Origin of the sequence: Bacillus haikouensis, from assembly GCF_013179555.1 — a bacterium.
In the GTDB taxonomy this organism is placed as follows: Bacteria; Bacillota; Bacilli; order Bacillales; family Bacillaceae_B; genus Rossellomorea; species Rossellomorea haikouensis_A.
The window spans coordinates 1-25,597 of the sequence record NZ_JABMCR010000014.1; the positions used below are offsets into that span (position 1 = coordinate 1).

A 25,597-nucleotide genomic window follows, 5' to 3' on the forward strand; every position below is an offset into this window, starting at 1 on the left:
AAATGTATCAAACCAAAGGCGGAAACGGTATCCATCCATTTCGTCATTGATATAATCCCTTCCTGCAAGCAGATGAATTTTCTCTGCCTGCGTACGGTCCGCCCAGTCTGTGTTTTCCATCCAGAGGAAACTTTTCACATGCGGGAACTTTTTCTCAACACGGGCTTTCAGGTCGTCCACTGCAGATTGCAGTTCACCTTCAGGGCCCTTTGTCGAGAATACTGCAAGCATCAGTTCACCTGTTGCGAATGATTGGCGTACCATCAAATGGCGGAGCAGTCCTTCATGGGTATCCTTGTTGTACCCTTCAAGGCCGTGATCCTTCACCCAGTCAGCCACTTCCATAGCTGCTTCCACCATTTGCTCGCTTGCGATCAGGCACGTTTCAAGTGAAATGACTTTGCGGAAATTCCCCTGTTCGTGAAGGCCCATAGAGCCGTCCGGAGCGAATGTGAATTCCATTTTATTTCGGTACTGCCAAGGTTCGTCCATCCCGATCGTGTCTCGGACAAGAGCCGGGTCGAAACCTTGTGCTTCAATCGCCTGACTTACATGTTTCGTCTTCTCCTTCAGCTGGCCTTCGTAAGTCCAATGCTGCCACACGCAGCCGCCGCATCGTTCAAAGTGGGGGCACGGGGCGTCCGTCCGTTCAGGATGAGCCTCCACGATTTCCTCAGGCATTGCTTTCCGTCTCTTTTTCTCTGGGTGATCGACCGTTACACGCACCTTTTCCCCCGGGAGCGTCTGCGGGACAATCAGTCTTAATTTCTTCGGATTTCCAAGTTCATTCTCACGCCAAACCTCAGCTTGTCCTGAACCTTTTTTATCCAATCCATGTATAGTTACAACCATTTCTTCGTTGGTAGTAGGCAATTCCTGGTCCTCCTCGATACATACTGTCTAACTTAATACTTTATTAAAATTGGAGTGGGAATGCAACCTTTTTTCGGCGGTGGGGACAGGTTCAAAACGGAGTTTATATTGCCAGGACCGTCCCGGCACTTCGGAGCGCATAGCATACCGCTGGACAGCCCCCAATTATCACATGACCGCTCTTTTCAATTCCTCAGATGCCTTCTTAACATCTTCCGCTGCTGCGATGGCTGAGATCAAGGAGACGCCGTTTGCGCCTGCCTGGATGACGTCCCGCGCATTGGATGCGGTGATGCCGCCGATTCCTACAATCGGGATGGTGATACCGTTTTTCCGAAAGTTTTCGATGATTGTCAGCCCGCTGACTGCCCGCGTATCGTCTTTGGAGATGGTCGGGTAGATCGGACCGAGTCCGAGGTAATCCGCTCCATCTTCAATGGCTTTCTCGGCTTCTTCAATCGTGTGCGCCGACACGCCGAGGATCTTATTCTCTGCCTTTTCCCGGACAAAGTTGGCAGCTAAGTCCTCCTGGCCGACATGGATGCCGTCTGCATCCAACTCCACGGCTAAATCGACATCGTCATTGACAATGAATGGAATACCAGCGTCTTCACAGACCCTGTATAATTTCTCTGCAAGCCTCACTTTTTCCAATCCTGTCAATGACCCGATGCCTTTTTCCCGATATTGAAAGAGGGTGATTCCGCCCTCGATAGCTTGTTCAAGAACATATACCGGGTCGGCGCTACAGTTTGTGCTCCCCATGATGAAATATAGCTGGAGCAGTTCTTCAATTTCATAAGGTTGATGCTTCGTCATTTTTTCTCACCCCGTTTGTTATAAGCCCAATGATTGGTCGGACCATGTCCTCCCCCGATTCCAAGCCCGTCTTCAATGGCTGCCCGGATGAAGTCTTTGGCTGTCACGACCGCGTCCCTCATCGGAAATCCTTTGGCGAGCTGTGCCGTGATCGCTGCAGAGAAGGTGCATCCGGTACCATGGGTATGAGGAGTGTCAATCCGCGGAGAAACGAGCTGCTCAAAGCTTGTCCCATCATAGAAAAGATCGACCACTTCTCCGTCATCGGCATGTCCGCCCTTGATGACGACAGATTTTACACCCATTTCAATCAGGATCCTGGACGCTTCCATGCGATCATCCAGTGATTCGATTTTCAAATCCGTCAGAACCTCTGCTTCTGGTATATTCGGGGTGATGACGGCTGTCAGCGGGATCAGTTTTTCTTTCATCGCCCGGACCGCTTCAGTTTGCAAAAGCTTTGCCCCGCCCTTTGCAATCATGACGGGATCGACGACGACATTTTGCCATCCGTAGTGATGAATGCGTTCACTTACTGCTTCAATTACTTCACTGGAAAACAGCATGCCCGTTTTTAATGCATCCGTCCCTAAATCCTCTCCAATCGAATTGATCTGATTCACGATGCCTTCAATGCTGACAGGGTATACGCCATGGACACCCAATGTATTTTGTGCCGTCACCGCGGTGATCGCCGACATCCCGTATGCGCCTAGTTCCTGGAATGTCTTGAGATCCGCCTGGATGCCGGCACCTCCGCCGCTGTCAGATCCGGCAATCGTCAGTGCTTTATTTACCTTCATGTTCAACCCGCCTTTATTCTTTGATGGTATTTATTTTAGCAAATGCTTCGTCTTCTTTACGCATCTTGGAAAGCTGATCGAGGAATGCGATCTGGAAGCTGCCCGGTCCCTTGTCCGCTGTTGTTTCAGCTGCTTTCTCAGCCGCGATCCCGTATGCGGCAACCGCTGTGGTCGCAGCTCTTACCGCATCTTTTTCAATTGCCGCAAATGCACCGATGACCGAAGATAACAGACAGCCAGTACCTGTGACCTGCGTTAATAACGGATGTCCATTCGCGACTGTATGGGTTGTCTTCCCATTGGTGATGACATCCTTTTCGCCCGTAATCACCACCGTGCAGCCAAACTGTTCAGCCACTTTCTCGGCAAGTTCCATTGTGCTGCCGCTGCCCATGCCGGCGTCTACACCTTTAATCAACCACTTCTCTCCTGCGACATTGGCGACTTCTGCAGCGTTTCCACGAATGAACGATACCGATACTTCCTGCAGGATTTTCATGGACATTTCTGTACGGAACGCTGTCGCGCCTGCTCCCACCGGGTCGAGTACCACCGGAACTCCTTGTTCATTTGCTGCTTTTCCCGCAATGATCATCGACTCTACTTCCTCACGTGACAAGGTCCCGATATTCAGGACAAGCGCCCCGGCAATCCTCGCCATATCCGCTGCCTCTTCTTTGGCATATGCCATTACCGGTGAAGCTCCAATCGCAAGCAGCCCGTTTGCCGTGAAATTTGTCACCACCACATTCGTAATATTATGTACCAGAGGATTCTTCTCTCTCACTTCATTCACCAAATGAAACATAATCAATTTCCTCCCAGATTGAAACCTTTTATACTATCATTTTAACATGCCTCTGATTGTCTGTCCTTATCGCGTTAACATGTTGAGGGACGGGCTTTCATTTTGATAGGGCATAGCTGTTTGCTCACCTTTTCACTTAAAAAATGCTATAATGAGTAGTATCATTGCAAAAAGAGGGGCTTGATAAAGTTGGCGCTAACAAAGAAGAGACGTGTAGTGAATGAAGTGAAGCAGATCATTATGATAACCATCGGAGCGATGATCGCTGCGGCCGGGCTAGAATTTTTTCTTGTACCGAATGACATTCTGGATGGCGGCGTGATCGGTCTATCGATTATTGCAGCGGAATTGACCGGATTGACGATGAGTATCTTCCTGATTCTTCTGAATCTCCCTTTCTTATACATAGGCTACAAGAAAATTGGTCTGAAGTTCACCGGCCACACCCTGTATGGAGTCGTTGTATTATCTGCAAGCACCGCTTATCTGCACCACTTTGAACCGGTAACAGATGATTTATTCCTAGCTACCGTCATCGGAGCAGTTATATTGGGTACGGGGGTCGGGCTTGTAATCCGGACCGGCGGCGCTTTGGATGGAAGTGAAATCATTGCTATCCTCGTCAGCAAGAAACGACCTGTTTCTGTTGGCCAGTTCATCATGATCATCAACGTATTCATTTTTATCCTTGCAGCATTCCTTGTGTTCAGCTGGGAAACTGCGATGTACTCAATAATTACCTATTATATTGCATTCAAAATGATTGATATTGTCGTTGAAGGGATCGAGGAATTAAAATCCGTAACGATTATTTCAAATGTCCCTGAAGAAATCGCAGGGGAACTCACGAAACAACTTGGCCGGGGAATGACGTATATTCAAGGTCAAGGCGTATATTCGAAAGAACCTAAGAAAATCATCTATACCATTGTCACCCGTATCGAATTATCCACTCTCCGCTCGGTCGTGAACGAAATCGACCCTGACGCACTCGTCGCCATAGAGAACATCGCGGACGTCAGCGGAAGCAACTTTGATCGCGGTACGGCACATTAAAAAAAGGCAGCTCCGATTGTTCGGAGCTGCCTTTTATGATGGGGGATTGATGCCCGTCCCACGGGTATTGCCTTATAATGGGCATCGTATCCGGCCAAGAGTCTACTAACGATGCAGCTTCGTCTACTCCTTCACTCTCAACCCGAACAATGAAGCAAACGAAACCGCCTGCTGGGGAGAAACGATGCACCCTCTAAGGTTTTCTGCTTCAACACGGATCCTGTCAAAAAAGCTGGAGCTGATATCAATTCCATTCAGGCTGGTCACAGTAAAATCTATGTCATTCAAATCGCACTGGTCAAACACAGCTTTTTCTAAACGGCAGTCATAGAAATTGGCAGTATGCAAAGTGGATTTTTCAAACAACACCTGCTTTAATTTTGCATCAATGAAACTGCTGATATTCAAGATGCAGTTCTCAAACGTAACGTTTTTCAGATTGGCTTGTGACAAATCGAGCCCGAGCAGTTTGCAGTCCTTGAAATGGACTTTATGTATTATGCCTTCTTCGAACCGGGTGTTGGATAGGTCGCAGTTATCGAACACTGTATCGGTGATATCCGCTCTTCTGAATGATGAGTTCAGAAGCCTCACCCCTTTAAAAGAAACCCTCGACAACACCAGTTTTTCCAGTTCTTCCCCTTCTACAAATGCATGCTTGACCTCACAATCACTTAACATGGGGTCTTCATCATAATAGACATCCTCAAATTGAGCCGGCTGCAAGTTCGATTGGATCTTAGGCTTTTCTATTTTAATATTTTTCGTCATACTCGATCTCTTCCTTTCAAGTCTCTCAGGAACTTCTCTTCTAGTTTAGTAGATTAGAAAGTTTAATATAAGTCTTTTAATCGGGTGGGGAGTCTGCTACTCGAGGCAGGGATATCGTGAATTGGCGACTGGGGGACCATCAGGAAAATGGGCTTTGTGTATTAATTCCGCAGATTCCTGACGATACCCTTTTTGGATTCAAGAACAAACTCTTTCAGATTTTGTACATAGTTTAATTAGGATGATGTCCATTCCCCTCCGTTAACATGAAGTGTTTGACCAGTTACAAAACGTGAATCTTCGGAAGCAAGATAAACATAAGTAGGGGCAAGTTCAAATGGCTGGGCTTGACGCTGCATCGGGTTTTCAACAAGTGTCACCTGATCCGTAGAGAAACTTGCCGGTATGAGAGGTGTCCATACCCTTCCAGGCGCAACTGCGTTCACCCGGATACCTTTATCTACAAGATTATTAGCTAAAGCACGGGTGAAGCCAACAATAGCCCCTTTAGTCGCTGTATAATCAATCAATTGTTTGTTCCCTATATATGACACAACAGAAGAAGTATTTATTATCGAACTACCTGCTTCCAGATACCGAAGTGCTGCCCGAGTTGTGTAGAAGTGTGAGTAGATGTTTACCTTGAATGTATCATCAAATTGCTCATCCGTAATATCCAGCAAGCTTAATTGCTGAAGCTGGATCCCAACATGGTTACAAAGCACATTCAGTTGTCCGTAAGATTGAATCGTTTCATCGACGATGTCAACGCACTGCTGTTTTTCTCTTAAGTCACCAGGCAGTAACAAACAACGCTGTCCAAGCTCTTCAATTCTTGTTTTTGTCCGGCTCGCATCCTCTTGTTCGTCTAAATAAGATATGGCAATATCAGCCCCTTCTTTAGCAAATGCGATAGCGACTGCTGCACCAATTCCACTGTCACCACCTGTGATAAGTGAGACCTTTCCTTTCAGTTTTCCGCTTCCCTTATAATTGGGATTTTCAATAATCGGCCTTGGAACCATCAGTTTTTCTACACCCGGCTGGCGAAGTTGACGTTGTTCCGGCACAGTAATTGGAATATCTTCATAACGTGTTATTTTTCCATAATTGGGATACATCGGATAATGTTGTTCATCTTTGTTTATTTGAGGTTTTTGTTGATCTTGTGACATATTGGTCCTCCCTATATAACCATTCTTCGGTTACTTTATGTTGTATGGGCGAATAAAGTGTATGGTCAGGTCAATATGCCTGGATGTATGAACCTATAACTTGTACGGGCTCAATATTTTGAAATGTTGAATAAGGTTAAGGAAAAAGAAAAACTCAAGGGAGGTTTCAATTTGCGATATTATAATCCAGAAGTAAGGTTTTTGTTGATGGACCATTCTGATGAAAAGAGTGAAATGTTATACGACTCCAATCCACATAATTGGAAAATGCCCAAAATTGGCCCAAGACCGCCATATTATTGTCATCCACGGTATGAGCAGTATTATCCTGTTATCTAGTTGTATTTATGGTTTATAAGAATTTGATTTCCTTAACATTGTACATCCGCATTTTTCTGACATTCACCACAAAATCCCTGTTCATTTTTCCTTAATCAAATGAACAGCTTGATAAAAAGCACCGGGACACTGCCCCTGTCCCTCAAAAAACCACCTGCCTCACATCCAGGCCGGTGGTTTGTTATGGAGTACGTGTTGTGTGTTATCCCTGTTTCACTTTCGGCCCGCCGATGTTCTTGGTGACGAGCAGGCTGGTACGTTTGTTGTTGGTTGCGATGACGTAAATGGCTGCCATGGCAATCAATGCGACGATGAATGTTCCGAGATTGAAGATCCCTTTTTGTGAGTACCAGACGATCGAGTACCCGAGTGAACCTGCAAATAAGGCGTAGTAGGCAAATGGCAGCAGGGTTTTCCTGATGACTGTCCCTTCTTTTCCGACGAGCCCGACGACGGCTGATGCTGCTACGACGTTATGGACGCAGATCATATTACCTGCCGCTCCGCCGACAGCTTGCAGGGCAACGATCCAGCTGGCGTCCACACCCATTTGCGACCCGACATCATACTGGAAGAGTGAGAACATCATGTTGCTGACGGTGTTGCTTCCGGCGATGAACGCACCGATTCCTCCAATGAAGGTCGAGAAGAATGGCCAGTAGTCACCGGCGATCGCTGCGACCCCGTTCGCGAGTTCGATTGGCATCTTTTCAAATCCTGCCGCCCCGCCACCGGTGTTAAGGAACACTTGCACCATCGGGACCGTGAAGACGAGTGCCGTCGAGGCTGCAATCATCGTCTTCCCCGATTGTGCCCACGCTCGTTTGTATGCGCTTCCATTCATTCCGTGAAGGAAGAATGTAATGACTGATACGGCGATGAAGATGGTGCCCGGTAAATACAGGGGCTGGAAACTGGAACTGATATCCGTCCCGAACATATTGGGGAACGTGACCGTCCATGATTGAAGCCACTCCAGAAATGGAAGCGATTTCAATCTTGTCAATACCAAGAACAGGCCGATCAGAATATAAGGAGTCCATGCACGGACCATGTTCATGCTTCCACTTTTATGCGCGATATCCTTGATTTCAAGACTGCCGCTCCACTCTGAATCCCATTTGGACTTTTCTTCAAAGTCCCATGCCTCTTCCTTCGGCGGCATCAGGAACCCTTTTTTCGCTGCAGTGATCACGATTGCAAGACCGACCAGTCCGCCAATCATGGACGGGAATTCAGGCCCGAGCACATTCGCGACGATCAAGTATGGAATCGTCATGGCAAAAGCTGCGAACAATGCGAACTTCCACACCTTTATCCCTTCCGAGAAGGACTTATTTTTTCCGAAAAATCGTGTCATCAGCGCCACTACGAATAATGGGACAAGTGTACCCGTCACCATATGGAGGAGTGCCACCTTCGTTCCGATATCCGTTACAAATGCCAGGAAATCGGTGGTGATGCCTGCATCTGCTGATAAGCCTGACTGAACACCCACCAGTATAGGCGTGCCGACTGCACCGAACGATACCGGTGTACTCTGGATAACCATACCGGCCACAACAGCGGCCATCGCAGGGAATCCAAGTCCCACTAATAGAGGCACCGCCACTGCTGCAGGTGTTCCGAATCCTGCTGATCCTTCAATGAAAGACCCGAACAGCCAGGCGATGATGATCACTTGAATCCTTCTGTCTGCCGAAATGTCGGTGAACCCTTGACGGATTGTCTTAATTCCGCCGCTCTCCTGCAGCGTGTTCAATAATAGAATCGCCCCAAAGATGATGAATAGAAGAGTGCCTGCCACAACGAGCCCGTTCACGGAAGCAGCAGCTACATTTGCTCCCGGCACTTTCCATACAAATAACGCAAGCCCGACTGCGATTATGTAGGAAATGGGCATTGCTTTACTTGCCGGCCATCTTAGGCCTACAAGGAAAATACCTACTGCGAGGATGGGTAAAAGAGATAGAATTGCCAACACACCAGTACTCATGAAACGTTTCCCCTTTCAGTTTCGTAATAACAAACACTGTTTCTGAAAAACTCCATGCTAAGCAACGCTGTCACACAACCATTTAATCTGGTGTTATAGTACATTACGAATTTCTATCTAAAATTATACATACATTCTGTCCCGTTTCAACAATTTTTTAGAAAATTTTTAATTTTTAAATAAATAAGCTCCGTTTTTCCCGCACAGGAAAAAACAGAGCTTATCAATTACATCATTTGATTAGCGTGAACATGCCCCAGCCGGGCTGAAATCCTCTTTGCGATCTGCGGAACCCGCACTTTCAATTCTTCCATCCGCTGACCTGACATCCGCATTGTCGGTCCAGAGATGCTGATCGCCGCCACGACCTTCTCCAAATGATCAAAGATCGGCGCCGCTATACAAGTAATACCGTACTCGTTTTCCTCAAGATCAAGCGCGTACCCCTTCTGCTTCACCCCGATCAATTCTTTCAGAAATCGATCTTTATCAGTGATGGTCTGATCGGTGTGCATCGGCATCCCTTTACGATCCAGGATTTCGATGACATCATTTGTCGGCAGGTGGGCGAGAATCGCTTTCCCCACCGACGTACAGTGCATCGGCGCCCTCTTCCCGACCTTTGAATGCATCCGGAGCACTTCATTGCCTTCAAGCTTCTCGATATACACCACCTCGCCCTGGTCATATACAACGAGATGGATAACTTCATTTGTTGCTTCTTCAAGCTCCTGTAAAAAAGGCTTCGCTTCCTCACGCAGATCAATCGATTCCAACAGCTTCGAGCTTATCTCGAGAAACTTATATCCCAGCTTATAGCGTCCGGTAATCTCGTCCTGCTCAATGAATCCATACTGGACAAGCGTCGATAAAATCCTGTAAACGGAGCTTTTGTTAATATCGATCTGATTCGCTATTTCTGTCACACCCAAGCCGCCTTTTTTCATACTTATGAGTTGGATGATATCCAGTGCCCTGCTGACAGATTTGACCATATTTTCTCTTTCCACACTCTTCACCCCTGATGACAAACGTCTTGCCTTCCATTATATCACAATCGACTGTCCCGCTTACGATACCCCGACGCTCTTACCGGCAGCCGCAAATGTATTCTTGAGCGTCCCGATCTCCGTGATCTCACATTCGATCACGTCCCCAGCCCGGACCATTTCTGCCCCGACAGGACTTCCCGTTAAAATGACATCACCGGGCTTCAATGTCATCACCTTCGTCAGATAAGAGATCATCTCCCGGATCGGCACGATCATCAATGAAGTAGGACTGTTCTGCTTCTCTTCCCCATTCAGCCTTGCTTCCACCTTCACATTAAACGGATCCAGCCTGGTTTCAATCACGGGTCCAATCGGCGTGAAAGTGTCGAATGACTTTCCAATCGTCCAGTGACCAGCCTCATGAAAGAATTGCGGGGCGGTGACATCGTTGCCGATCGTGTAGCCGAACACATAATCAAGGATCTCCTCCTCCGGCACATTCTTCGCTTCCTTCCCGATGATGACTGCGAGTTCCGATTCAAACTTTACAGAATCAATATTCTCCGGTATCACGATATTTTCCTCCGGACCGACAACCGATGAAGCCGGCTTGAAGAAAAATACGGGAATCTCCGGTAATGAATCTGGCAGATCCTCTTTTTCTGCAGCGAAATTCGCACCTATGCCGATGATCTGATTGGGCTCAAGCGGGGCGAGGAGCTTGACCTGATTTGTTTCGTATACGTTCCCCGTGTATTCCCAGTCCGAATAAATGTCCCCCGTAACTTGCTTGATGCTGCTGCCTTCGATTACTCCGGCACAAACTTCATTTCCTGTTTGGAATCGAATGAATTTCATTTTATGTCATTCTCCTTTCAGTGAGTATTTTTGAAAATATGGTATTTTGAGTTTAAAAATGAAGCAATTCCCGCTGGTTTGTCCGAGCCAGCAAACTTTAACACTGTATTCTGCGCCATTTTGGCATCATTGCAATTAAAAACAGTTTGTCTATGAATAGTTTTTACAAAACAGGGCATTCCGCAAGAATGCCCCATCCGATTATCCTATGATTGTTTCACCTGATATTTCTCTTTCGCTTCGATTCGTCTGCGGTGGAGGACCGGTTCGGTATAGCCGTTCGGCTGGTCGTATCCTTTGAAAACCAGGTCGCAGGTTGCTTGGAAGGCGACAGAGTTATTGTAGTCGGCAGCCATTGGGCGATAGTCCGGGTCGCCGGCATTTTGCCCGTCAACGACTTTGGCCATCCGTTTCAATGTTTCCATCACTTGATCCTCCGTACAGATGCCGTGATGCAGCCAGTTGGCCATATGCTGACTGGAGATGCGAAGTGTCGCACGATCCTCCATCAAGCCGACGTCGTTAATGTCGGGAACCTTCGAACAGCCCACCCCATGTTCGACCCAGCGGACGACATAGCCAAGTATCCCCTGTGCGTTATTGTCGAGCTCCTGCTGGATTTCTTCTGCAGACCAATCAGGAGAATCCGCCACCGGGATCGTCAAGATATCATCCCGCAAATTTGAAGCTGATTCCGCCAGTTCATCCTGGACATCCGGTACGAACACTTCATGGTATTGAAGCGCGTGGAGCGTAGCCGCTGTCGGGGACGGTACCCATGCGGTATTGGCCCCTGCTTTGAGGTGGCCGATTTTCTGCACCATCATCTCGGCCATCATGTCCGGCATCGCCCACATCCCTTTACCGATTTGAGCACGGCCCTGGAAACCTGCAGCAAGACCTGTCTGAACGTTTGATTTTTCATAGCCTTGCAGCCATTTCGTCGCTTTCATATCATTCTTGCGGATCATTGGTCCCGCTTCCATCGAGGTATGCATTTCATCACCCGTACGGTCAAGGAATCCAGTGTTGATGAACACGATCCGATCCTTTACCTTGCTGATGCAGTTCTTCAGATTCAGTGTGGTCCGGCGTTCTTCATCCATGACCCCGATCTTCAGGGTATTTCTTTCCAAGTCAAGCAGATCTTCCACCCGGTCGAACAGCTCATTGGCAAAAGCTACCTCATCGGAGCCGTGCATCTTCGGCTTAACGATATAGACCGACCCCCTTGATGTATTTTGATAGCTTCCCGTCCCTCGCAGGGTGTGCTTCGCGATTAAACTCGTCATCACGGTGTCAAGGATCCCTTCTTGTACTTCGCCGCCTGCCTCGTCAAGTACCGAGCTGTTCGTCATGAGATGTCCGACATTGCGGACAAACATCAGCGAACGGCCGGGCAGGGTGAGTTCCTTTCCATCAGGAGCCGAATACGTCCGGTCCGAATTCAGCGTCCGCGTCATCGTCTTGCCCGCTTTTTCGAAAACAGCCGCGAGATCCCCCTTCATAAGCCCCAGCCAGTTACGGTAAACAACTACTTTATCTTCAGCGTCGACTGCAGCTACCGAGTCCTCACAATCCATAATTGTTGTGACCGCCGATTCGAGCACGATGTCCTTCACATTGGCATCATCAGCAGCACCGATCGGATGCTCCCCGTCAAATTGAATGTCGATGTGGAGGCGATTATTTTTCAACAGTACGGATGAAGGGCTGCCTGCTTCACCCTGATATCCGGCAAACTTGGATTCATCCTCTAAAACGGCGGTTTTACCATTCGATAAAGTAACCACTAATGTTCCGTCCACTACTTCAAATTTCAACGCATGTTTATGGGATGCATCTTTCAAAGGCACAGCTTGATCCAGGAAATTCCTGCCAAAGTCAATGACCTTCTCGCCGCGGACCGGGTTGTACGCACCTTGACGGGTGGCACCATCCCCTTCACTGATAGAATCCGTTCCATAAAGGGCATCGTACAGGCTCCCCCACCTTGCGTTGGCTGCGTTGATCGCGTACCGGGCATTGTTTACGGGAACAACCAGCTGCGGACCCGCCTGGAGTGCCACTTCCTCATCGACGTTTTCAGTCGTCACATGAAAATCTTCCACTTCCGGTTCGAGATAGCCGAGCTCTTCCAGGAACGCTTTATAGCTAGTAAAATCAAATTCTTTATTTTCTCTATGCCAGTCATGGAGTTTATCCTGGATTTCATCACGACGTGCTAACAGCACTTTGTTTTTTGGTGTGAGGTCCTGGACCAGCACACCGAACTCAGACCAGAAATCTTCCCTTTCGAGTCCTGTTCCAGGAAGGACCTCGGAATTAATAAATTCATATAACAGCTGATCTACCTGTAAGGATCCTGCATTGACATAATTACTCATTATTCGATTCCTCCTATTTTTAATCTGTGATTTGTAACATTCTGCTGTTTCCTATTACCAAACGTCGTTTCACACTTATCAAGAAAATGATACCATGTTCATCTGCACCATTCAATCAATTTTCGAATAATTCCGCATTTTCATCAAGTTATAGGAAAGATTGAATTTTTCGGTATAACCTCATGTTTTTCCCCCGCTGAAGGTTCTCCTATCCTCACATTAAAATGTTCTATCAATCTACGAACCGACCATTTCCTGCTGCTCCTTCAACTCTTTCTTAATCTCCACACACCGGCCGGGACTAGGGAACAGTTTGCCGGCGTTCAGTAGATTTTGAGGGTTGAAGACCTCACGGATGTTGCTTTGGGCAATGATTTCATCGTCGTTGAAGACGAAGCGCATTTCTTCTTTCTTCTCGATGCCGACGCCGTGTTCGCCGGTGATGGATCCGCCTGCGTCGGCGCATGCCTTCAAACATTCGCTTCCGGCTTTTAATGCCTTTTCCGTTTCACCCGGGATCCTTGCATCGAATAGAACAAGCGGATGCAGGTTCCCGTCCCCGGCGTGAAAAATATTGGCGATCCGCAAGCCATGTTCAGCACTGATTTCGTTGATCCTCTTTAACACTTCGGGAAGCCGGCTCCGCGGGATGACGCCGTCCTGGACCAGATAGTCAGGAGAGATCGCCCCCATTGCGCCGAAGCCTGTCTTCCGATTGGCCCACCATCTGCCTCTTTCATGCTCATCCTTGGCGACTTTCACTTCCCGGACGTTACGGGCTCTGCACACGTCCAAAATTTGATGGATCTGCTCGCCGATGCCTGCAGATATCCCGTCCACTTCGATCAGCAGCAGGGCCTCGATATCCTTTGGATGACCCACCGGGAAGGCGGCTGCCTCGACTCCTTCGATTGCGATTTTGTCCATCATTTCAAGAGCTGCGGGGACAATTCCTTTCGAGATGATATCGGAAACGGCCTGACTGCCATCTTCCACACAGTCAAAATAAGCGAGGACCGTCTGTTTCGCTTCGGGGTTTTTCAGGATGCGCACAGTGATCTTCGTGACGATCCCAAGCGTCCCTTCCGATCCTGTCAAGAGACCAAGCAAATCATATCCCGGTGCATCGGGAATCCCGTTATGGCCGATTTCGATGATTTCCCCATTAGGCAGCACGACTTCCAAGCCGAGAATGTGGTTGGTTGTGACACCGTATTTTAAACAGTGGGCACCACCGGCATTCTCCGCCACATTTCCGCCAATCGTACAACAATACTGGCTTGAGGGATCCGGGGCGTAATAATAGCCTTTATCGGATATCGAGTTTGTCAGCTTCAGATTGACGAAGCCGGGTTCCACGACCGCACGGCGATTTTCGAGATCGACACTCAGCAGCCGTTTCATCCGTACGAGGCTGATGATGACTTCCCCGTTAATAGGGATAGCGCCGCCTGACAGACCGGTGCCGGCACCCCTTGCCAGGAATGGGAGCCCGTTAGTGGAGCAATAGTTTACAAGCGCAGCCACTTCCGCCGTGTCTTTCGGGAACACGACCGCTTTCGGGAGATGCTTATGAAGAGTGAAGCCGTCGCAGTCATATGCGATCAGGTCCTCCTTGTGATACAGGATGCTGTTAGTTCCGCTGACAAGAGCTGCTAGACCTTTAATATGCGGATCCTTCGTCTTCAGTTTTTTCAGTACCATTATTCCCTCCCCCTTTCACGGTCCTCTTTTTGATATGCCCAGTCAAGGAGCTGGACGGTATGGACGACCTGTTGGTTCTTGCCGTACTTCTGGACACCCATCGCCATTTGCAGCATACAGCCAGGATTCCCCATCGAGATCATTTCGACGTCCTCAGGAACATTCTGCATCTTGCTCTCCAGCACCGCCCCGGCCATTTCAGGATTAGTGATATTGTAAATCCCGGCACTTCCGCAGCAGCGGTCCGAATTTGGCATATGAACCATTTCGACTCCAGGGATATTGAGGAGAAGGTCACGCGGCTCCCGCCGTACACCCTGCCCGTGAGCAAGGTGGCAGGCATCGTGATACGTAATCCGCGTGTTCATCTCCGCCTTCGGTTTTTCATAGCCGGTATCATGAAGATATTTTGAAATGTCATAGACTTTTTCGGAAAATCCCTCTGCTCTCGCTTTCCATTCGGGATCCTCATGAAAGAGTTCAGGATAATCCTTCATCATACAGCCGCATCCCGCGGCGTTCACGATGACCTTGTCACTTTCCTTGAACGCTTCTATATTCTGCTTTGCAAGCTTACGGCCCATCTCCCGGTCACCGGAGTGTACATGCAAAGCGCCGCAGCAGGTCTGATTTTTCGGGATGACGACATCGTTCCCGTTTCTCGTCAAAACGTTGATTGTCGCGTCATTGATCTCCCCGAACATCACATCCATCACGCAGCCTGTCAGCATGGAAACCTCGTGCTTCGTTTCCCCTTTCGCTTTGATAACTTCTTCGTTCTTGTATTTTTGCCGGACTGATTGTTTGATTTCGGGCATGATCGCTTCCATTTCCACCAGATGCTTCGGCATCACATTGATGAGACCAGTCTTCCTTATAAGCGTCTGTGCGCCGCTCTTTTGGTAAAACTTCAGCATGCCTCCGAGCCTATTCAGCCTGGTTGGATGAGGGAATAACCCTTCGAGGAATGTCTTGCTGATCATCCCTTTCCATCCCTTCAAAGGCATGGCCTGCCGAATCTGACCACGCGCCTCCTCAATCAATCCTCCTACATCGACGTCCGCGGGACAGGCGGTCGTACAGGCACGGCAATCGAGACACGCATATACGGGGTCCATAAATTGCTCATTCACCTCAAGTTTTCCTTCCGCAACAGACTTGATCAGATGTACGCGTCCGCGCGGCGAATGCTGCTCCTGCCCCGTCAGTTCATACGTCGGGCATGATTCAAGGCACATTCCACAATGGACACAGTCAGCCCACTTGTTCTCGTCCGGTTTGTCATTCCACAGATAGTTGCTTAAGCTCGTGTCAGAACAGGGGGGCGTTTTCATCAGCTCTTTCACACTCACCTAGATCCCTCCTACAAATCGTTTGTAATTCAAGACAGAATTCGGGTCCACTTTTGCTTTGATTCCCTGAAGTATGCAGAAATAGGCAGGGTCTTCCCCCCATACCTTGATTTGCTGACGCTCTTTGAACGGCAGGCTTTTGACAATGACATAGCCTCCGCGCTCCGCAACAGCTGCCCTAAGTTTATTAATGGCTGAGAGTACATCTTCTGCGATACCGGTTACATGAACGGAACATAGTCCATGACCCAGACCGCCGTGCGCTTCAATTCCGACTCGATGACTTTCTTCGAGAAGTTCACATTCTTTCAACACATGAAGGACATCGAGATTCACGACACCGATTTTTAAAGTGGCATTCACTTCGGTGCTTTCGTGTCGGTCTGACCCAAGTTGTGAAAAGTCGGCCCAGAATTGCACGGCCTTATCCTCTTCATAAATCGTAAGCTGACTATGCTCAGGCTTCATCCTTTGCACCGTTTCCTCCTGATAGCGGACCGAACTTTCGACGTCCTCAAAACTCATCGCGACTGTATACTGGTTCACACCGGTCAGTTTTTCAGATAGCGCACGGTCCAAAAGTTCAAGTGAAGTAGGCTCCAGTGTTGAATCGAGGATCTTGATGACAAAAGAGCGGATGTCTGCGGGTTCATCCCCTGGAAAAGAAACAAGAACAAGACTCTCGCATTTTGAAATAGGACGAAGCTTGAGTGTTACTTCCGTCAACACGCCGAGTGTCCCCATTGAGCCGATGAACAGCTTGTTCATGTCATAACCGGCGACATTTTTCACAACCTTCCCGCCTGACCGGATGATGATTCCGTCGGGGTAAACGATTCGGAGACCGATGACATTGTCCCGTGATGCCCCGTAACCGAGCCTCTTGGGACCGCTTTCATTTGCAGCAATGATTCCACCGATAGTCGCCTCATCCGGCTTGGCCGGATCAAGTGCAATTTTTTGCCCATGCTGCGCAAGATACGTTTGAAGTTCCGTAAAGGTCGTGCCGGCTCTAACGGTCATCGTCAAGTCGCCTGCCGCATACTCGATTACACCTTTGTAGCCGGCCATAGATAGAATGAGATCAGCAGATTCAACCAGACCGCCGAATCCCTTCTTCGTCCCCCCGCCTTCTACGATCACTTTCTTTCCGTTATCGTTCGCATAAGTTAAAATCGATGCAATCTCCTCTTCCGTTTCCGGATACACGATAAGATCACTGCCATTTCCAAAGCGGTCAACTTTCCCCGCTTTGATCCGCTCTTCAGGTAATGCGTTTTTCAACTCTGTCACAAGCTCTGTCAACATCTTACACACTCCTTGTTCCGTAATAAGAAACACCGTTTCTGAAAAATACGTAAAAAAAGGAACGTCTTAATTGGATAAGAACGTTATGGATGAACCACTTTCACTATAATCCTATGTTGTTTAGTATGACTCTATTTAAACACCAATAATTTGAAAATTCAATAAGTTTTTCGAATTTAATTAACATTTTAAAAACAATAATCGAATGGTCCCGGCTAAACGGAATGGTCTTCACAACCTGCTGTTAACAAGTTACCCTACGTTGGAACGGTTTTAAAAAGGGTAGAAAAAAGTGCCGAACATGGTTCCCGTTCAACACTGAATACTCACTATTAATTTCTCCCGTAACCTTTTTATTTCTCATTTAATAGAATAAAAGGAATTCACGACAAACGTCTCTTATACCTGTACAGGTGGTGATAACCAGTCCGAATCATCGCTTACTATTGCTGTGGAGATGTCTATATTTACGTTCGTTTTCTTCTTGCTGTATGTACCTGCCATTCTGATAAAATACGCATAAACTAAAGTTTTTCTATCTATTCACATTTGAATATCCCCTTTACAGGAATAGTAAACGGCATTTCAGGAATAATCTCATACGAATATTACTACTATATCCTGCTAGTTCTTCATATCGGTATGCTGCACTTGAATAATCAATTTGTCCAGTTTTTCACTGAAACTGACCGTCTCAGGATGCGACAATCCTTTGGATAACCCGACATGGATCATTTTATTTTTGAGAATGGCAATTTCTTTCGTGATGGGTTGTTCATTGATCATACTCTTCGCCCCTTGTTCCTACCATAATACGATTTATCTATTGTATAGCCTAACCCCTTCATATTTAAAGAGGTTCGATAAAACAAGACATTTTATTACAAAAAAATTCAGGAATCTCTTCTTTAAATCTGCTATTTCCTTCTGTTCTTCAATCACATTGCACCGAATGTCAGGACCACTGTAATAAAAACGATGCCAATGGATGCCAAGAGAAATGGCGTGAGAGGGAGCTTGAAAATCGTCACTGTCTCATTTTCGGAAAACTTGATGGCATACTTTATGAATACTCTTTCCTCATTAACCATATGGCTGGAATAGTAAGGTCCAAAGATATGAATGACGAGCAATACGAAGCTGGTGACAAAGAAGGTATTCAGCATTGTGTAATGGAAGATGTAAGCGAGCAGAACATCAAATAGGATAATCGACAAAAGCAGGAGTAAAGAGAGGAACAGGAAAATGCCAGTCTGATGAAGCTTTCCCCCATATTTCCGATTAACCCGCCACTCCGTCCGTTCCCATAGTTTTGAAACGAACACGATACAAAAGATCCCGATAAAAATATTTGCAAGTCCCCATAACAGCATGACTTCTACCCCTCCCTGAAATCCATCTTATGATTCTCATACGTTAAGGCATTATGGGAAGTTTCAATTTTTTGGGAAAAGCCGGTGAAAAACGGTTCTTCCAATACAGCATTGGATCTGGGAATATACCTTTGAGCAATTTCTTTCCTCCCCAAAAAACATTCCTGCGTTCCTGCTACTACCAATCCCCAAATTTATGCTACGATGGGTATAAGAAGGGGGATGAATTCATGTCAATGTTCAATAAAGTGATCGCCAGTATCGGAATCGGTTCGGCTACAGTTGATACGAAGCTCAAGAGTGCCTATATTCAACAAGGGGAAATGCTCGAAGGTGTCGTAGAGGTGAAGGGTGGAAACACCGACCAACGGATAGAATCCATCAACCTTAAACTAATGACGATGTATGGTCATGAGGGCGGCGACCGATTATCACCTGGCACTGTTGAAGCGCAGCAGCTGAATGAACCTTTCACGATTACCAAAGGGGAGCAGAAAACGATTCCATTCTCATTTCAGGTTCCGCTCGATACACCGATTACAATGGTGGATCCTCAAACACAGACAAATGTTCCGCCTGTTTGGATCGAAACAGGCATCGATATCCGGAATGCGGTCGACCCGAAAGACAGGGACTATGTTTCCGTCGATCCGACAACCGTTCACGAAAACATCATAGATGCCATTAAAGTCATCGGCTTTAAATTCAGACAGATGGAGAGCCAAAACACCCCTGCCTGGATCAAGACGAAGCGTCCATTTGTGCAGCAATATGAATTCATCCCTTCCTACGGGAAATACAGCCGAAAGCTGGACGAACTCGAGGTCTATATCCTTCAAGGTGACCATGAGACGATGGTCTGCTTCGAGATCGACAAGCGAAGCAAAGGTGCCTTGGCAGCCATGAAAGAAAGGCTCAATCTCGACGAACACCGAGGGAGCGTCACTCTCGATAACCAGCAGATCCTCATCAACAGAAGCAGGGTCAGCGACACATTCGAACAGATCATCGACGACGTCTTGTAACGATTAGAGGCCAGCCCCAGCGTGCGTTAATACGTTTACGCGCGCTGGGACCGGCCGCAATTTTTTCTGCAAAATAATCTTGCCAATATGAGGGAAATTCTTGCAGGATTCAACTTTTCATCCGGATTAGACAATATACTTGCCGAAACCGCAAATCATTCTGCTTCAAACAAACTATTCCATTTATTAAGAAACCGGAATAGCTAATATGCCTTGTAGCTTCCATATTCCCCGGTTATATAAGCTCTTCTTCCTTTGTAAATGACTTCCCAGTAGCCTGAGCTGCTGTTCTTCCCCCTGACGGATCCGGTGACAGGAATCGTCCGGCCTCTCGCTATGGTTCCAAGGTCTTTGGATGTCAGCCGGTCGGGACGGTCCTGTATAATGGCTGCATTCGCTACTCCCATGATCCTGATTTCGCCAATCGCGACCGCTCCCGAGGATGAACCAGGGTTTGGCTGTGACGACGATCCTCCACTTGATTGACCCTCCACTCTCACAAACTTCGGTGCTGCCGTTACATAATACACGTGTCCCCGTGAATTTTTCACCTCATACATGTACGCCCCTTCGACCCTCAATTTTCTCAGAATTGTCGGGAACCCGTATTGGTACTTTAATGTTCCTGCACGGTAAGCATCATTGAAAGTCGGACGGCTGTAAAAGTCCAGCCCTTCAGCACCTCTGTAGATACTCTCAACCCGCTTTCCGATGTAGTCCGCCGACTCAGGAGGCGGGACCACAACTCCCCCTCCGCTTCCGGCATCCACATAAGCAACCCCAAAAAAGTCACAGACTCCGCGCGCCTGCTCTTTCGCCGCTTCACGCTGGAAGTCTTCATTGATCATCAGCAATGCTTCTTTTTCATTATCCATAAACCCATTTTCAACTAGTACTGCAGCCTTTTTGAATTCCCTTGTCATATGAAGATTTTGCTCAATGATGCCTCGGTACACTTGTTTTGTCCCCTGCTTCAAGTATTTTGCAATACTTTCTGCAAGCCTTCTGTCATTCACATCGTTAAAATAAATATGAAGTGAATGCCCCTCGGGATCCTTTCCCGGACCATCGAATTTCCCATCGAATGCATTGAAATGGTTTGAAATCAGCGCATCCGCTCCCATTGAATTCGCCAGATCCGTCCGGTCCTTCAGAGGGGTATCACCATCCGTCGGAGCCGTCAAGAGCGTCCTGAAGCCGCATCTCTCCAGCTCCGCTTTCAAAAATAAGGTCACCTTCTCATTGAACTCATTCTCCCGGATCTGTCTCCCCAGAGATGGGATATAAGGCGTGCGCTTTCCAGCTGTACCCAGCCCATGACCGTCGTCCAACGCTATCAAATAATCACTAGCTTTTGCCATTAATCTATCACCCCTTCTACTAGTAAAATATTCATAGCCTGTACAAAAGGTCACGGCGGCATCAATAAAAGAGCTGCTAGGGAGCAGCTCTTTTCGTTTTGGATGTGATGGTGGTATCGCTCTGATTGACAGCCATGGTAATTCTACAGCGTCCCTATAAAACTGTTTATCGCTCCAAACAACATAAATATAGAAACACCAACCCATTCTCTCTTCTCTCATTTTGATATTCTTCCAATCCCAAAACCAAAAATGTAAGTCCTAAGAGAAAAATCATAAAAGGGTTGTAAGGAAAATTTTCTGTAACCAGACCAGAAACAGCAAGTAATAAAGTAGCTGCTGATCATACAGGTCGGACTTTATTCAAAAGAATACCCACTCGCTTTTTAGCGATAAGAAGGAAGGTAATACCACACTGGTAAACCTCTTTATATCTCTATTCGTTTAATTTCAATATTTCTTACTTTCCAGGACAAAACGGACTTTAAAAGACCGTAAACCAGTCCCCTTAGACTTCCTCTTTAAGATTAACCCAAATTACAGCTCCCCTCGGATGCTTATATGGAACAGGCTATTGGTAAATTTCCCGGTCATTCAACATCCAGGATATGTTATCTTATAAGACAGCCGGAGGGAAGATTCACTTTCGACACAGTGAAGCTTTCTACTTTCCAGGTAATCTTATAAGGTCAACTCTTTACTATCCGTAATGTATATTTCACCAAACACCTTACCTGACCCACATTATGAGATTCTATCCATCCTTCATGATTTCTCCCCTTATGACGAGCCTCTCTTCAAATTCATACGTATTCCAATTATACGATTCACATGTAATCAAAGTGATGGTTTCTTCAACCGTTTCCTCCAGGATCGATACTTCATTTGGTGCCACTGTAAATCGTTCGGTCACCATATATTTCTTTACTTTATCAGAAGTTTTGACCTCTATTTGGCTTCCAATCTCTAATTCATGCAGTCTATTGAATAATACCCCATATGCATTCATTTTATGGCCTGCAATAGATAGATTGTTTCGAGTGAAATCCTCATCCTCTTCAACAACGGCCACTCCGTTTTTTAAGTGTTCTTCGGTTGTCCCTTGAAAGATCGGTTCCTTTAATTCGATTTCCGGGATGGAGAGAATAGCTTTTACTTCGGATGTTTTCACATTAGTAGAATCGTTCATATATAGTTTTTCGATCGCTGACTTTTCTACATTTTTCTGATTTTCACTAACTGCGACAAGCAATTTATCGTTGAAGTTCTTATAAATCTCTTCTTTGATTTGTTGATGAAACAACAATGGAAGGGATAATAAAATAAAAATCAATCCTAATCCTTTTTTCATCTCTTCTCCTTTCTCCTACCCATACCCGCCGGCTGAAAGGATACCGTATTTCCTTTGAAATCTCTCCAGGATCCGAATCCATCCGGCACTAAAAAGCCCGAGAAAAAATACATTTGACAGTGCATGTGCCAGGTCAAAGTAAAAGCTTGCGACATAGGCTGAGATGAAAATATTCCAGGAGATGTCTCCGATGAAACCCATAATGAACCACAAATTCATAAACCACCCGAAGAAAAAACCGACGGCAAACCCAAACCCCATCAAGCCCCATTTGTTGTTGAGGAACCATGTGTTTCGCAGAAATCCTGCCATCATACCCGCCATTCCCCATGCATACATCTGCCATGGGGTCCAGGGACCCTGCCCCAAAAAAATGTTAGAAACAATGGCAGCTGTTGCCCCGATCAAGAACCCTGCTTCGGGTCCGAGGGCGATTGCGCTCACGATAATGACAAATGTGGTGGGCTGGACACTGGGAATAGGGGCGAACGGGACTCTGCTCATGGCTGCAATGGCAGCAAGCACTGCAAGGAGGACGATCTCTTTACTTCCTATTTGACGCAATTCAAATCGTGCAAACAAAGGAACTGCCGTAATGAGCATGATGGCGAAACAGATTAATAGGTACGGCTTATCGTTGAAAATGATCGCTGATATAAACAAAAGCGTCAATACAATAAAAGAGGATGATATTAATACAGAGCGGGTATTTTCCACGTGTCGCATGCCTCCTCTAATGTCAGTACAGTTGGCAGATGAGTATTCTGGCTGACCCGGTTGATGGAAGTTGTATAAAAGTAGTGATTGTTCAGGACATCACGGACATTCCCCTCAGCGGTTATCATACCATCGAATAACCATGCACAGCGGGTCGCATGGCTGGCAGCAAATTCTATATCATGCGTTACCATCATAATAGTCATTCCATCCTCATGGAGATCTTTAACTATTTGTGAGAATTGAATTTTGGATAAGGCATCCATTCCTTTTGTCGGTTCATCAATCAGCAATAGATCGGGATTGATGAACAAAACCGTTGCCAATGCCGCTTTTTGCTGTTCTCCACCACTGCAATCATGGATATGCTTCGTGAGAACATGGGCAATGCCAAGCCGTCTCGTAATCTCGTCCATCCGGTTCCATTCATTTCGGATATCAAATCTCGAAGCTAGCTCCTTGAATTCCTCCTCAAGGGTTTCACACATAAAGCAAAGCAAAGGATTTTGAGGAAGATATCCTATTCTGCAGGTGGATTCCGGCTTTTTCTTATGGACGGATTCACCATATAAATTCACTTTTCCCCGGAAGGGCTTTGAGCTGGATGATAAAACTTTTAATAGCGTGGTTTTGCCTGAACCATTCCCGCCGACAACTGCCAGGAAATCACCCTCATTAATATCCAGACATACATTCTTTAACACCATCGGACCTTGCTTATGATATTTATAAGACACCCCCTTCACCTGCAGCATTTTATGCTGTTCGGTATGCGGTCTTGTTTTTTCCTCATGTGTTCTCTCCTGACCGACATTCAGTCCACTTAACCAGCGCTGCCCTTCTTTCACAGACAAGGGGACTCTTCTTTCATCCCCGCCTTCACGAAAACAGTAAAATAATTTTGAAACAGACGGCAAAAATGGCAGGAAACCTTCATGTTGATCGTTCCATACACGGGAGATGACTGACCTTGCTTGTCCTTCATAGGCGATTTTTCCTTCTTCCATCAGGATGACGGTTTCAGCGATGGCAAATAACTCCTCCAAACGATGTTCTACCAAGATGATCGTCATGCCAAATTCTTCATTCAAGCGTTTTACAAACTGGATTAATTCTTTTGACTGCACGGGATCCAGCTGGGATGTCGGTTCATCCAATAATAACAGACCTGGTTTCAACAGTAAGACGCTCGCTACATTCAACAGCTGTTTCTGCCCGCCGGACAAATGCTGTGTTTCGATATTAAGCAGATGCTCCATTCCAAAGAAATGGACCATCTCAGCTACTCTCTGTCTCATTTCTTTCGTCGTCATTTGTTGATTCTCCAAACCGAATACCAATTCGCTAAGTACATTATCCATGACAATCTGATTCTCGGGGTTCTGGAATACGTATCCGATTTCATTCTCTTCAACCTGAATCCGGCCATTAATCTGACCAACCGGAGTGAGTTGTTCCTTCAACAGTTTAAGCAAGGTCGTCTTTCCGCATCCCGATGGGCCTCCTATGACTACGAAATCCCCCTTCTCTACGGAAAGGGAGAGCGATTGAATCGCACAGTTTTCAGCGTCAGGATAGCGAAAGCTTACTTCGTTGAGTTCAATATATGCCATCGTATATGCATTCCTCCTTCTAATAAAATCGGAAATCCTATTAACAGTGTAAATACTCCATAGAGCATCCAATCTACTTGGGTTAAGGCTATGCTTCCCAATTCAGGATAAATGACTAATGCACCCAGCCCGTTTCCTGTCCCCCACATACATGTGGCGGTAAAAATGATAAGGAAAAACACCGCTCCCCAATCAAATCCCGACATGTTATACAATTGATAATGAGATCGCCCTTTTCCACCAAATCCCCTTGCATTCATTGATTCGGCGGTTTGGAGTGCTTCCTCCATAGACCAGGTCAGCAGCTTCTGCATATAGAGCATACCGGTTTGACTTCTGTTTTTAATACTCCCTTTAAACATAGAATAGTTTCTGAGCTTCTGAATATCATATAATTCTTTCCATCTTCTAATGAATAGCGGGACGAACCTTAAGGTAATCACCAATAATAATGCTAACTGCGGCCAGATTTTTGAAAACAGATACAAAAATTTACGTTCATGTATGACTTCATTAAAGGAAATAAAAAGAATAAAAATGCAAACCAGGCTCATTGCCATCACCACTCCATAAACGACCGCCTCAAGTGTGACCGGGTTGTTTCGGAAATAAAACAATATGGTGGATCCCCTGCGTACAAATAAAGGATTCAGCAGTGCGATCACCATTCCCATCCCTGCAATATGTGGCAGGGAACGAAGCAGCTTTTCTTTCGTTCCCTGAAGGATATTCAAGCTGACTAGTACAAGTATTGCAGTAATGAGAAATAGAGGGTGTGAAAGCAGCATGATACTGATACCTGTACAGCCGTAATAGAAAAAGCTGACAAAAGGATGTATCTCTTTAAACTGAATATTCACTGACATATCTCCCTTTCACGTTCCAAATAAAGCAATAAAGCATCTCCCCCTGAGTA

General features: G+C 46.5%; 22 protein-coding genes and 1 pseudogene. 2 read left to right on the forward strand and 21 right to left on the reverse strand.

The window, feature by feature from the left end:
• The 4 genes and pseudogenes from HP456_RS02775 to thiM form a co-directional block, all read right to left on the reverse strand.
• A pseudogene (locus tag HP456_RS02775) lies at nucleotides 1–852 on the reverse strand (class I SAM-dependent RNA methyltransferase); the annotation flags it as partial.
• A gap of 189 nt (nucleotides 853–1,041) precedes the next feature.
• On the reverse strand, nucleotides 1,042–1,692 hold the full coding sequence (gene thiE, locus HP456_RS02780; RefSeq protein WP_172248499.1) for a thiamine phosphate synthase: 651 nt from the start codon (nucleotides 1,690–1,692) through the stop codon (nucleotides 1,042–1,044).
• Nucleotides 1,689–2,495, reverse strand: a complete 807-nt coding sequence (thiD, locus tag HP456_RS02785; protein WP_172248500.1) for a bifunctional hydroxymethylpyrimidine kinase/phosphomethylpyrimidine kinase — start codon at nucleotides 2,493–2,495, stop codon at nucleotides 1,689–1,691. Before thiD ends, thiE begins: the two co-directional genes overlap by 4 nt.
• A 13-nt stretch (nucleotides 2,496–2,508) precedes the next feature.
• Nucleotides 2,509–3,303, reverse strand: a complete 795-nt coding sequence (gene thiM / locus HP456_RS02790) for a hydroxyethylthiazole kinase (protein ID WP_172248501.1) — start codon at nucleotides 3,301–3,303, stop codon at nucleotides 2,509–2,511.
• 189 nt (nucleotides 3,304–3,492) lie between these two features.
• On the opposite strand from thiM, the gene HP456_RS02795 reads away from it, so the two are divergent.
• Nucleotides 3,493–4,359, forward strand: a complete 867-nt coding sequence (locus tag HP456_RS02795; RefSeq protein ID WP_246288690.1) for a YitT family protein — start codon at nucleotides 3,493–3,495, stop codon at nucleotides 4,357–4,359.
• 123 nt (nucleotides 4,360–4,482) lie between these two features.
• On the opposite strand, the gene HP456_RS02800 is transcribed toward HP456_RS02795, so the two are convergent.
• The 11 genes from HP456_RS02800 to HP456_RS02850 all read right to left on the reverse strand — a co-directional run bounded on the left by HP456_RS02800 (nucleotide 4,483) and on the right by HP456_RS02850 (nucleotide 18,614).
• The gene (locus HP456_RS02800) at nucleotides 4,483–5,130 is read right to left on the reverse strand and encodes a pentapeptide repeat-containing protein (protein ID WP_172248502.1); all 648 of its coding nucleotides are present in this window, start codon (nucleotides 5,128–5,130) and stop codon (nucleotides 4,483–4,485) included.
• Between the two features lie 236 nt (nucleotides 5,131–5,366).
• The gene (locus HP456_RS02805; RefSeq protein WP_172248503.1) at nucleotides 5,367–6,305 is read right to left on the reverse strand and encodes an SDR family oxidoreductase; all 939 of its coding nucleotides are present in this window, start codon (nucleotides 6,303–6,305) and stop codon (nucleotides 5,367–5,369) included.
• Nucleotides 6,306–6,846: 541 nt separating this feature from the next.
• The gene (locus tag HP456_RS02810; RefSeq protein WP_172248504.1) at nucleotides 6,847–8,640 is read right to left on the reverse strand and encodes an L-lactate permease; all 1,794 of its coding nucleotides are present in this window, start codon (nucleotides 8,638–8,640) and stop codon (nucleotides 6,847–6,849) included.
• A gap of 227 nt (nucleotides 8,641–8,867) precedes the next feature.
• Complete coding sequence (locus HP456_RS02815; RefSeq protein WP_172248505.1) at nucleotides 8,868–9,650, reverse strand: IclR family transcriptional regulator; 783 nt, start codon at nucleotides 9,648–9,650, stop codon at nucleotides 8,868–8,870.
• Between the two features lie 60 nt (nucleotides 9,651–9,710).
• Entirely contained in the window at nucleotides 9,711–10,490 is a 780-nt protein-coding gene (locus tag HP456_RS02820; RefSeq protein ID WP_172248506.1) for a fumarylacetoacetate hydrolase family protein, read from the reverse strand.
• Between the two features lie 206 nt (nucleotides 10,491–10,696).
• Nucleotides 10,697–12,877, reverse strand: a complete 2,181-nt coding sequence (locus HP456_RS02825; RefSeq protein WP_172248507.1) for a malate synthase G — start codon at nucleotides 12,875–12,877, stop codon at nucleotides 10,697–10,699.
• A gap of 237 nt (nucleotides 12,878–13,114) precedes the next feature.
• Entirely contained in the window at nucleotides 13,115–14,581 is a 1,467-nt protein-coding gene (locus tag HP456_RS02830) for an FAD-binding oxidoreductase (RefSeq protein ID WP_172248508.1), read from the reverse strand.
• Nucleotides 14,581–15,915, reverse strand: a complete 1,335-nt coding sequence (locus HP456_RS02835) for a (Fe-S)-binding protein (RefSeq protein ID WP_172248527.1) — start codon at nucleotides 15,913–15,915, stop codon at nucleotides 14,581–14,583. Before HP456_RS02835 ends, HP456_RS02830 begins: the two co-directional genes overlap by 1 nt.
• A gap of 18 nt (nucleotides 15,916–15,933) precedes the next feature.
• On the reverse strand, nucleotides 15,934–17,241 hold the full coding sequence (locus HP456_RS02840; RefSeq protein ID WP_172248509.1) for an FAD-binding oxidoreductase: 1,308 nt from the start codon (nucleotides 17,239–17,241) through the stop codon (nucleotides 15,934–15,936).
• A gap of 624 nt (nucleotides 17,242–17,865) precedes the next feature.
• Nucleotides 17,866–18,027, reverse strand: coding sequence for an aspartyl-phosphate phosphatase Spo0E family protein (locus HP456_RS02845; RefSeq protein WP_172248510.1), 162 nt, complete (start codon nucleotides 18,025–18,027; stop codon nucleotides 17,866–17,868).
• Between the two features lie 152 nt (nucleotides 18,028–18,179).
• Nucleotides 18,180–18,614, reverse strand: coding sequence for a hypothetical protein (locus tag HP456_RS02850; RefSeq protein ID WP_172248511.1), 435 nt, complete (start codon nucleotides 18,612–18,614; stop codon nucleotides 18,180–18,182).
• 230 nt (nucleotides 18,615–18,844) lie between these two features.
• On the opposite strand from HP456_RS02850, the gene HP456_RS02855 reads away from it, so the two are divergent.
• A complete protein-coding gene (locus tag HP456_RS02855) occupies nucleotides 18,845–19,639 on the forward strand; it encodes a sporulation protein (protein WP_172248512.1) in 795 nt (264 codons plus the stop codon).
• Nucleotides 19,640–19,842: 203 nt separating this feature from the next.
• Here the strand turns inward: HP456_RS02855 and HP456_RS02860 are convergent, their stop codons facing one another.
• From HP456_RS02860 to HP456_RS02885, 6 genes are all read right to left on the reverse strand, one after another.
• Nucleotides 19,843–21,000, reverse strand: a complete 1,158-nt coding sequence (locus tag HP456_RS02860; RefSeq protein WP_172248513.1) for an N-acetylmuramoyl-L-alanine amidase family protein — start codon at nucleotides 20,998–21,000, stop codon at nucleotides 19,843–19,845.
• Between the two features lie 166 nt (nucleotides 21,001–21,166).
• A complete protein-coding gene (locus HP456_RS25590; RefSeq protein ID WP_172248514.1) occupies nucleotides 21,167–21,277 on the reverse strand; it encodes a DUF3953 domain-containing protein in 111 nt (36 codons plus the stop codon).
• Between the two features lie 477 nt (nucleotides 21,278–21,754).
• Nucleotides 21,755–22,351, reverse strand: coding sequence for a class D sortase (locus HP456_RS02870; RefSeq protein WP_172248515.1), 597 nt, complete (start codon nucleotides 22,349–22,351; stop codon nucleotides 21,755–21,757).
• Between the two features lie 15 nt (nucleotides 22,352–22,366).
• Nucleotides 22,367–23,077, reverse strand: coding sequence for an ECF transporter S component (locus HP456_RS02875; RefSeq protein ID WP_172248516.1), 711 nt, complete (start codon nucleotides 23,075–23,077; stop codon nucleotides 22,367–22,369).
• Nucleotides 23,044–24,681 (reverse strand): ABC transporter ATP-binding protein, encoded by a 1,638-nt coding sequence (locus tag HP456_RS02880; protein ID WP_172248517.1) that lies wholly within the window; start codon nucleotides 24,679–24,681, stop codon nucleotides 23,044–23,046. The genes HP456_RS02875 and HP456_RS02880 overlap by 34 nt, the downstream gene beginning before the upstream one ends.
• Nucleotides 24,654–25,541 carry an energy-coupling factor transporter transmembrane component T gene (locus tag HP456_RS02885; RefSeq protein ID WP_172248518.1) on the reverse strand — a complete coding sequence of 296 codons (888 nt, stop codon included), beginning with the start codon at nucleotides 25,539–25,541 and terminating at the stop codon, nucleotides 24,654–24,656. Before HP456_RS02885 ends, HP456_RS02880 begins: the two co-directional genes overlap by 28 nt.
• Between the last annotated feature and the right edge of the window lie 56 nt (nucleotides 25,542–25,597).

What these genes read in the sequence shown, in the direction of transcription:
- thiE (WP_172248499.1), bottom strand. Translation starts at nt 1,692, where the DNA reads ATGACGAAGCATCAACCTTATGAAATTGAAGAACTGCTCCAGCTATAT.
- thiD (WP_172248500.1), bottom strand. Translation starts at nt 2,495, where the DNA reads ATGAAGGTAAATAAAGCACTGACGATTGCCGGATCTGACAGCGGCGGA.
- thiM (WP_172248501.1), bottom strand. Translation starts at nt 3,303, where the DNA reads ATGTTTCATTTGGTGAATGAAGTGAGAGAGAAGAATCCTCTGGTACAT.
- HP456_RS02800 (WP_172248502.1), bottom strand. Translation starts at nt 5,130, where the DNA reads ATGACGAAAAATATTAAAATAGAAAAGCCTAAGATCCAATCGAACTTG.
- HP456_RS02805 (WP_172248503.1), bottom strand. Translation starts at nt 6,305, where the DNA reads ATGTCACAAGATCAACAAAAACCTCAAATAAACAAAGATGAACAACAT.
- HP456_RS02810 (WP_172248504.1), bottom strand. Translation starts at nt 8,640, where the DNA reads ATGAGTACTGGTGTGTTGGCAATTCTATCTCTTTTACCCATCCTCGCA.
- HP456_RS02820 (WP_172248506.1), bottom strand. Translation starts at nt 10,490, where the DNA reads ATGAAATTCATTCGATTCCAAACAGGAAATGAAGTTTGTGCCGGAGTA.
- HP456_RS02825 (WP_172248507.1), bottom strand. Translation starts at nt 12,877, where the DNA reads ATGAGTAATTATGTCAATGCAGGATCCTTACAGGTAGATCAGCTGTTA.
- HP456_RS02830 (WP_172248508.1), bottom strand. Translation starts at nt 14,581, where the DNA reads ATGGTACTGAAAAAACTGAAGACGAAGGATCCGCATATTAAAGGTCTA.
- HP456_RS02835 (WP_172248527.1), bottom strand. Translation starts at nt 15,915, where the DNA reads ATGAAAACGCCCCCCTGTTCTGACACGAGCTTAAGCAACTATCTGTGG.
- HP456_RS02840 (WP_172248509.1), bottom strand. Translation starts at nt 17,241, where the DNA reads ATGTTGACAGAGCTTGTGACAGAGTTGAAAAACGCATTACCTGAAGAG.
- HP456_RS02845 (WP_172248510.1), bottom strand. Translation starts at nt 18,027, where the DNA reads ATGATCAATGAACAACCCATCACGAAAGAAATTGCCATTCTCAAAAAT.
- HP456_RS02850 (WP_172248511.1), bottom strand. Translation starts at nt 18,614, where the DNA reads ATGCTGTTATGGGGACTTGCAAATATTTTTATCGGGATCTTTTGTATC.
- HP456_RS02855 (WP_172248512.1), top strand. Translation starts at nt 18,845, where the DNA reads ATGTCAATGTTCAATAAAGTGATCGCCAGTATCGGAATCGGTTCGGCT.
- HP456_RS02860 (WP_172248513.1), bottom strand. Translation starts at nt 21,000, where the DNA reads ATGGCAAAAGCTAGTGATTATTTGATAGCGTTGGACGACGGTCATGGG.
- HP456_RS25590 (WP_172248514.1), bottom strand. Translation starts at nt 21,277, where the DNA reads ATGATTTTTCTCTTAGGACTTACATTTTTGGTTTTGGGATTGGAAGAA.
- HP456_RS02870 (WP_172248515.1), bottom strand. Translation starts at nt 22,351, where the DNA reads ATGAAAAAAGGATTAGGATTGATTTTTATTTTATTATCCCTTCCATTG.
- HP456_RS02875 (WP_172248516.1), bottom strand. Translation starts at nt 23,077, where the DNA reads ATGCGACACGTGGAAAATACCCGCTCTGTATTAATATCATCCTCTTTT.
- HP456_RS02880 (WP_172248517.1), bottom strand. Translation starts at nt 24,681, where the DNA reads ATGGCATATATTGAACTCAACGAAGTAAGCTTTCGCTATCCTGACGCT.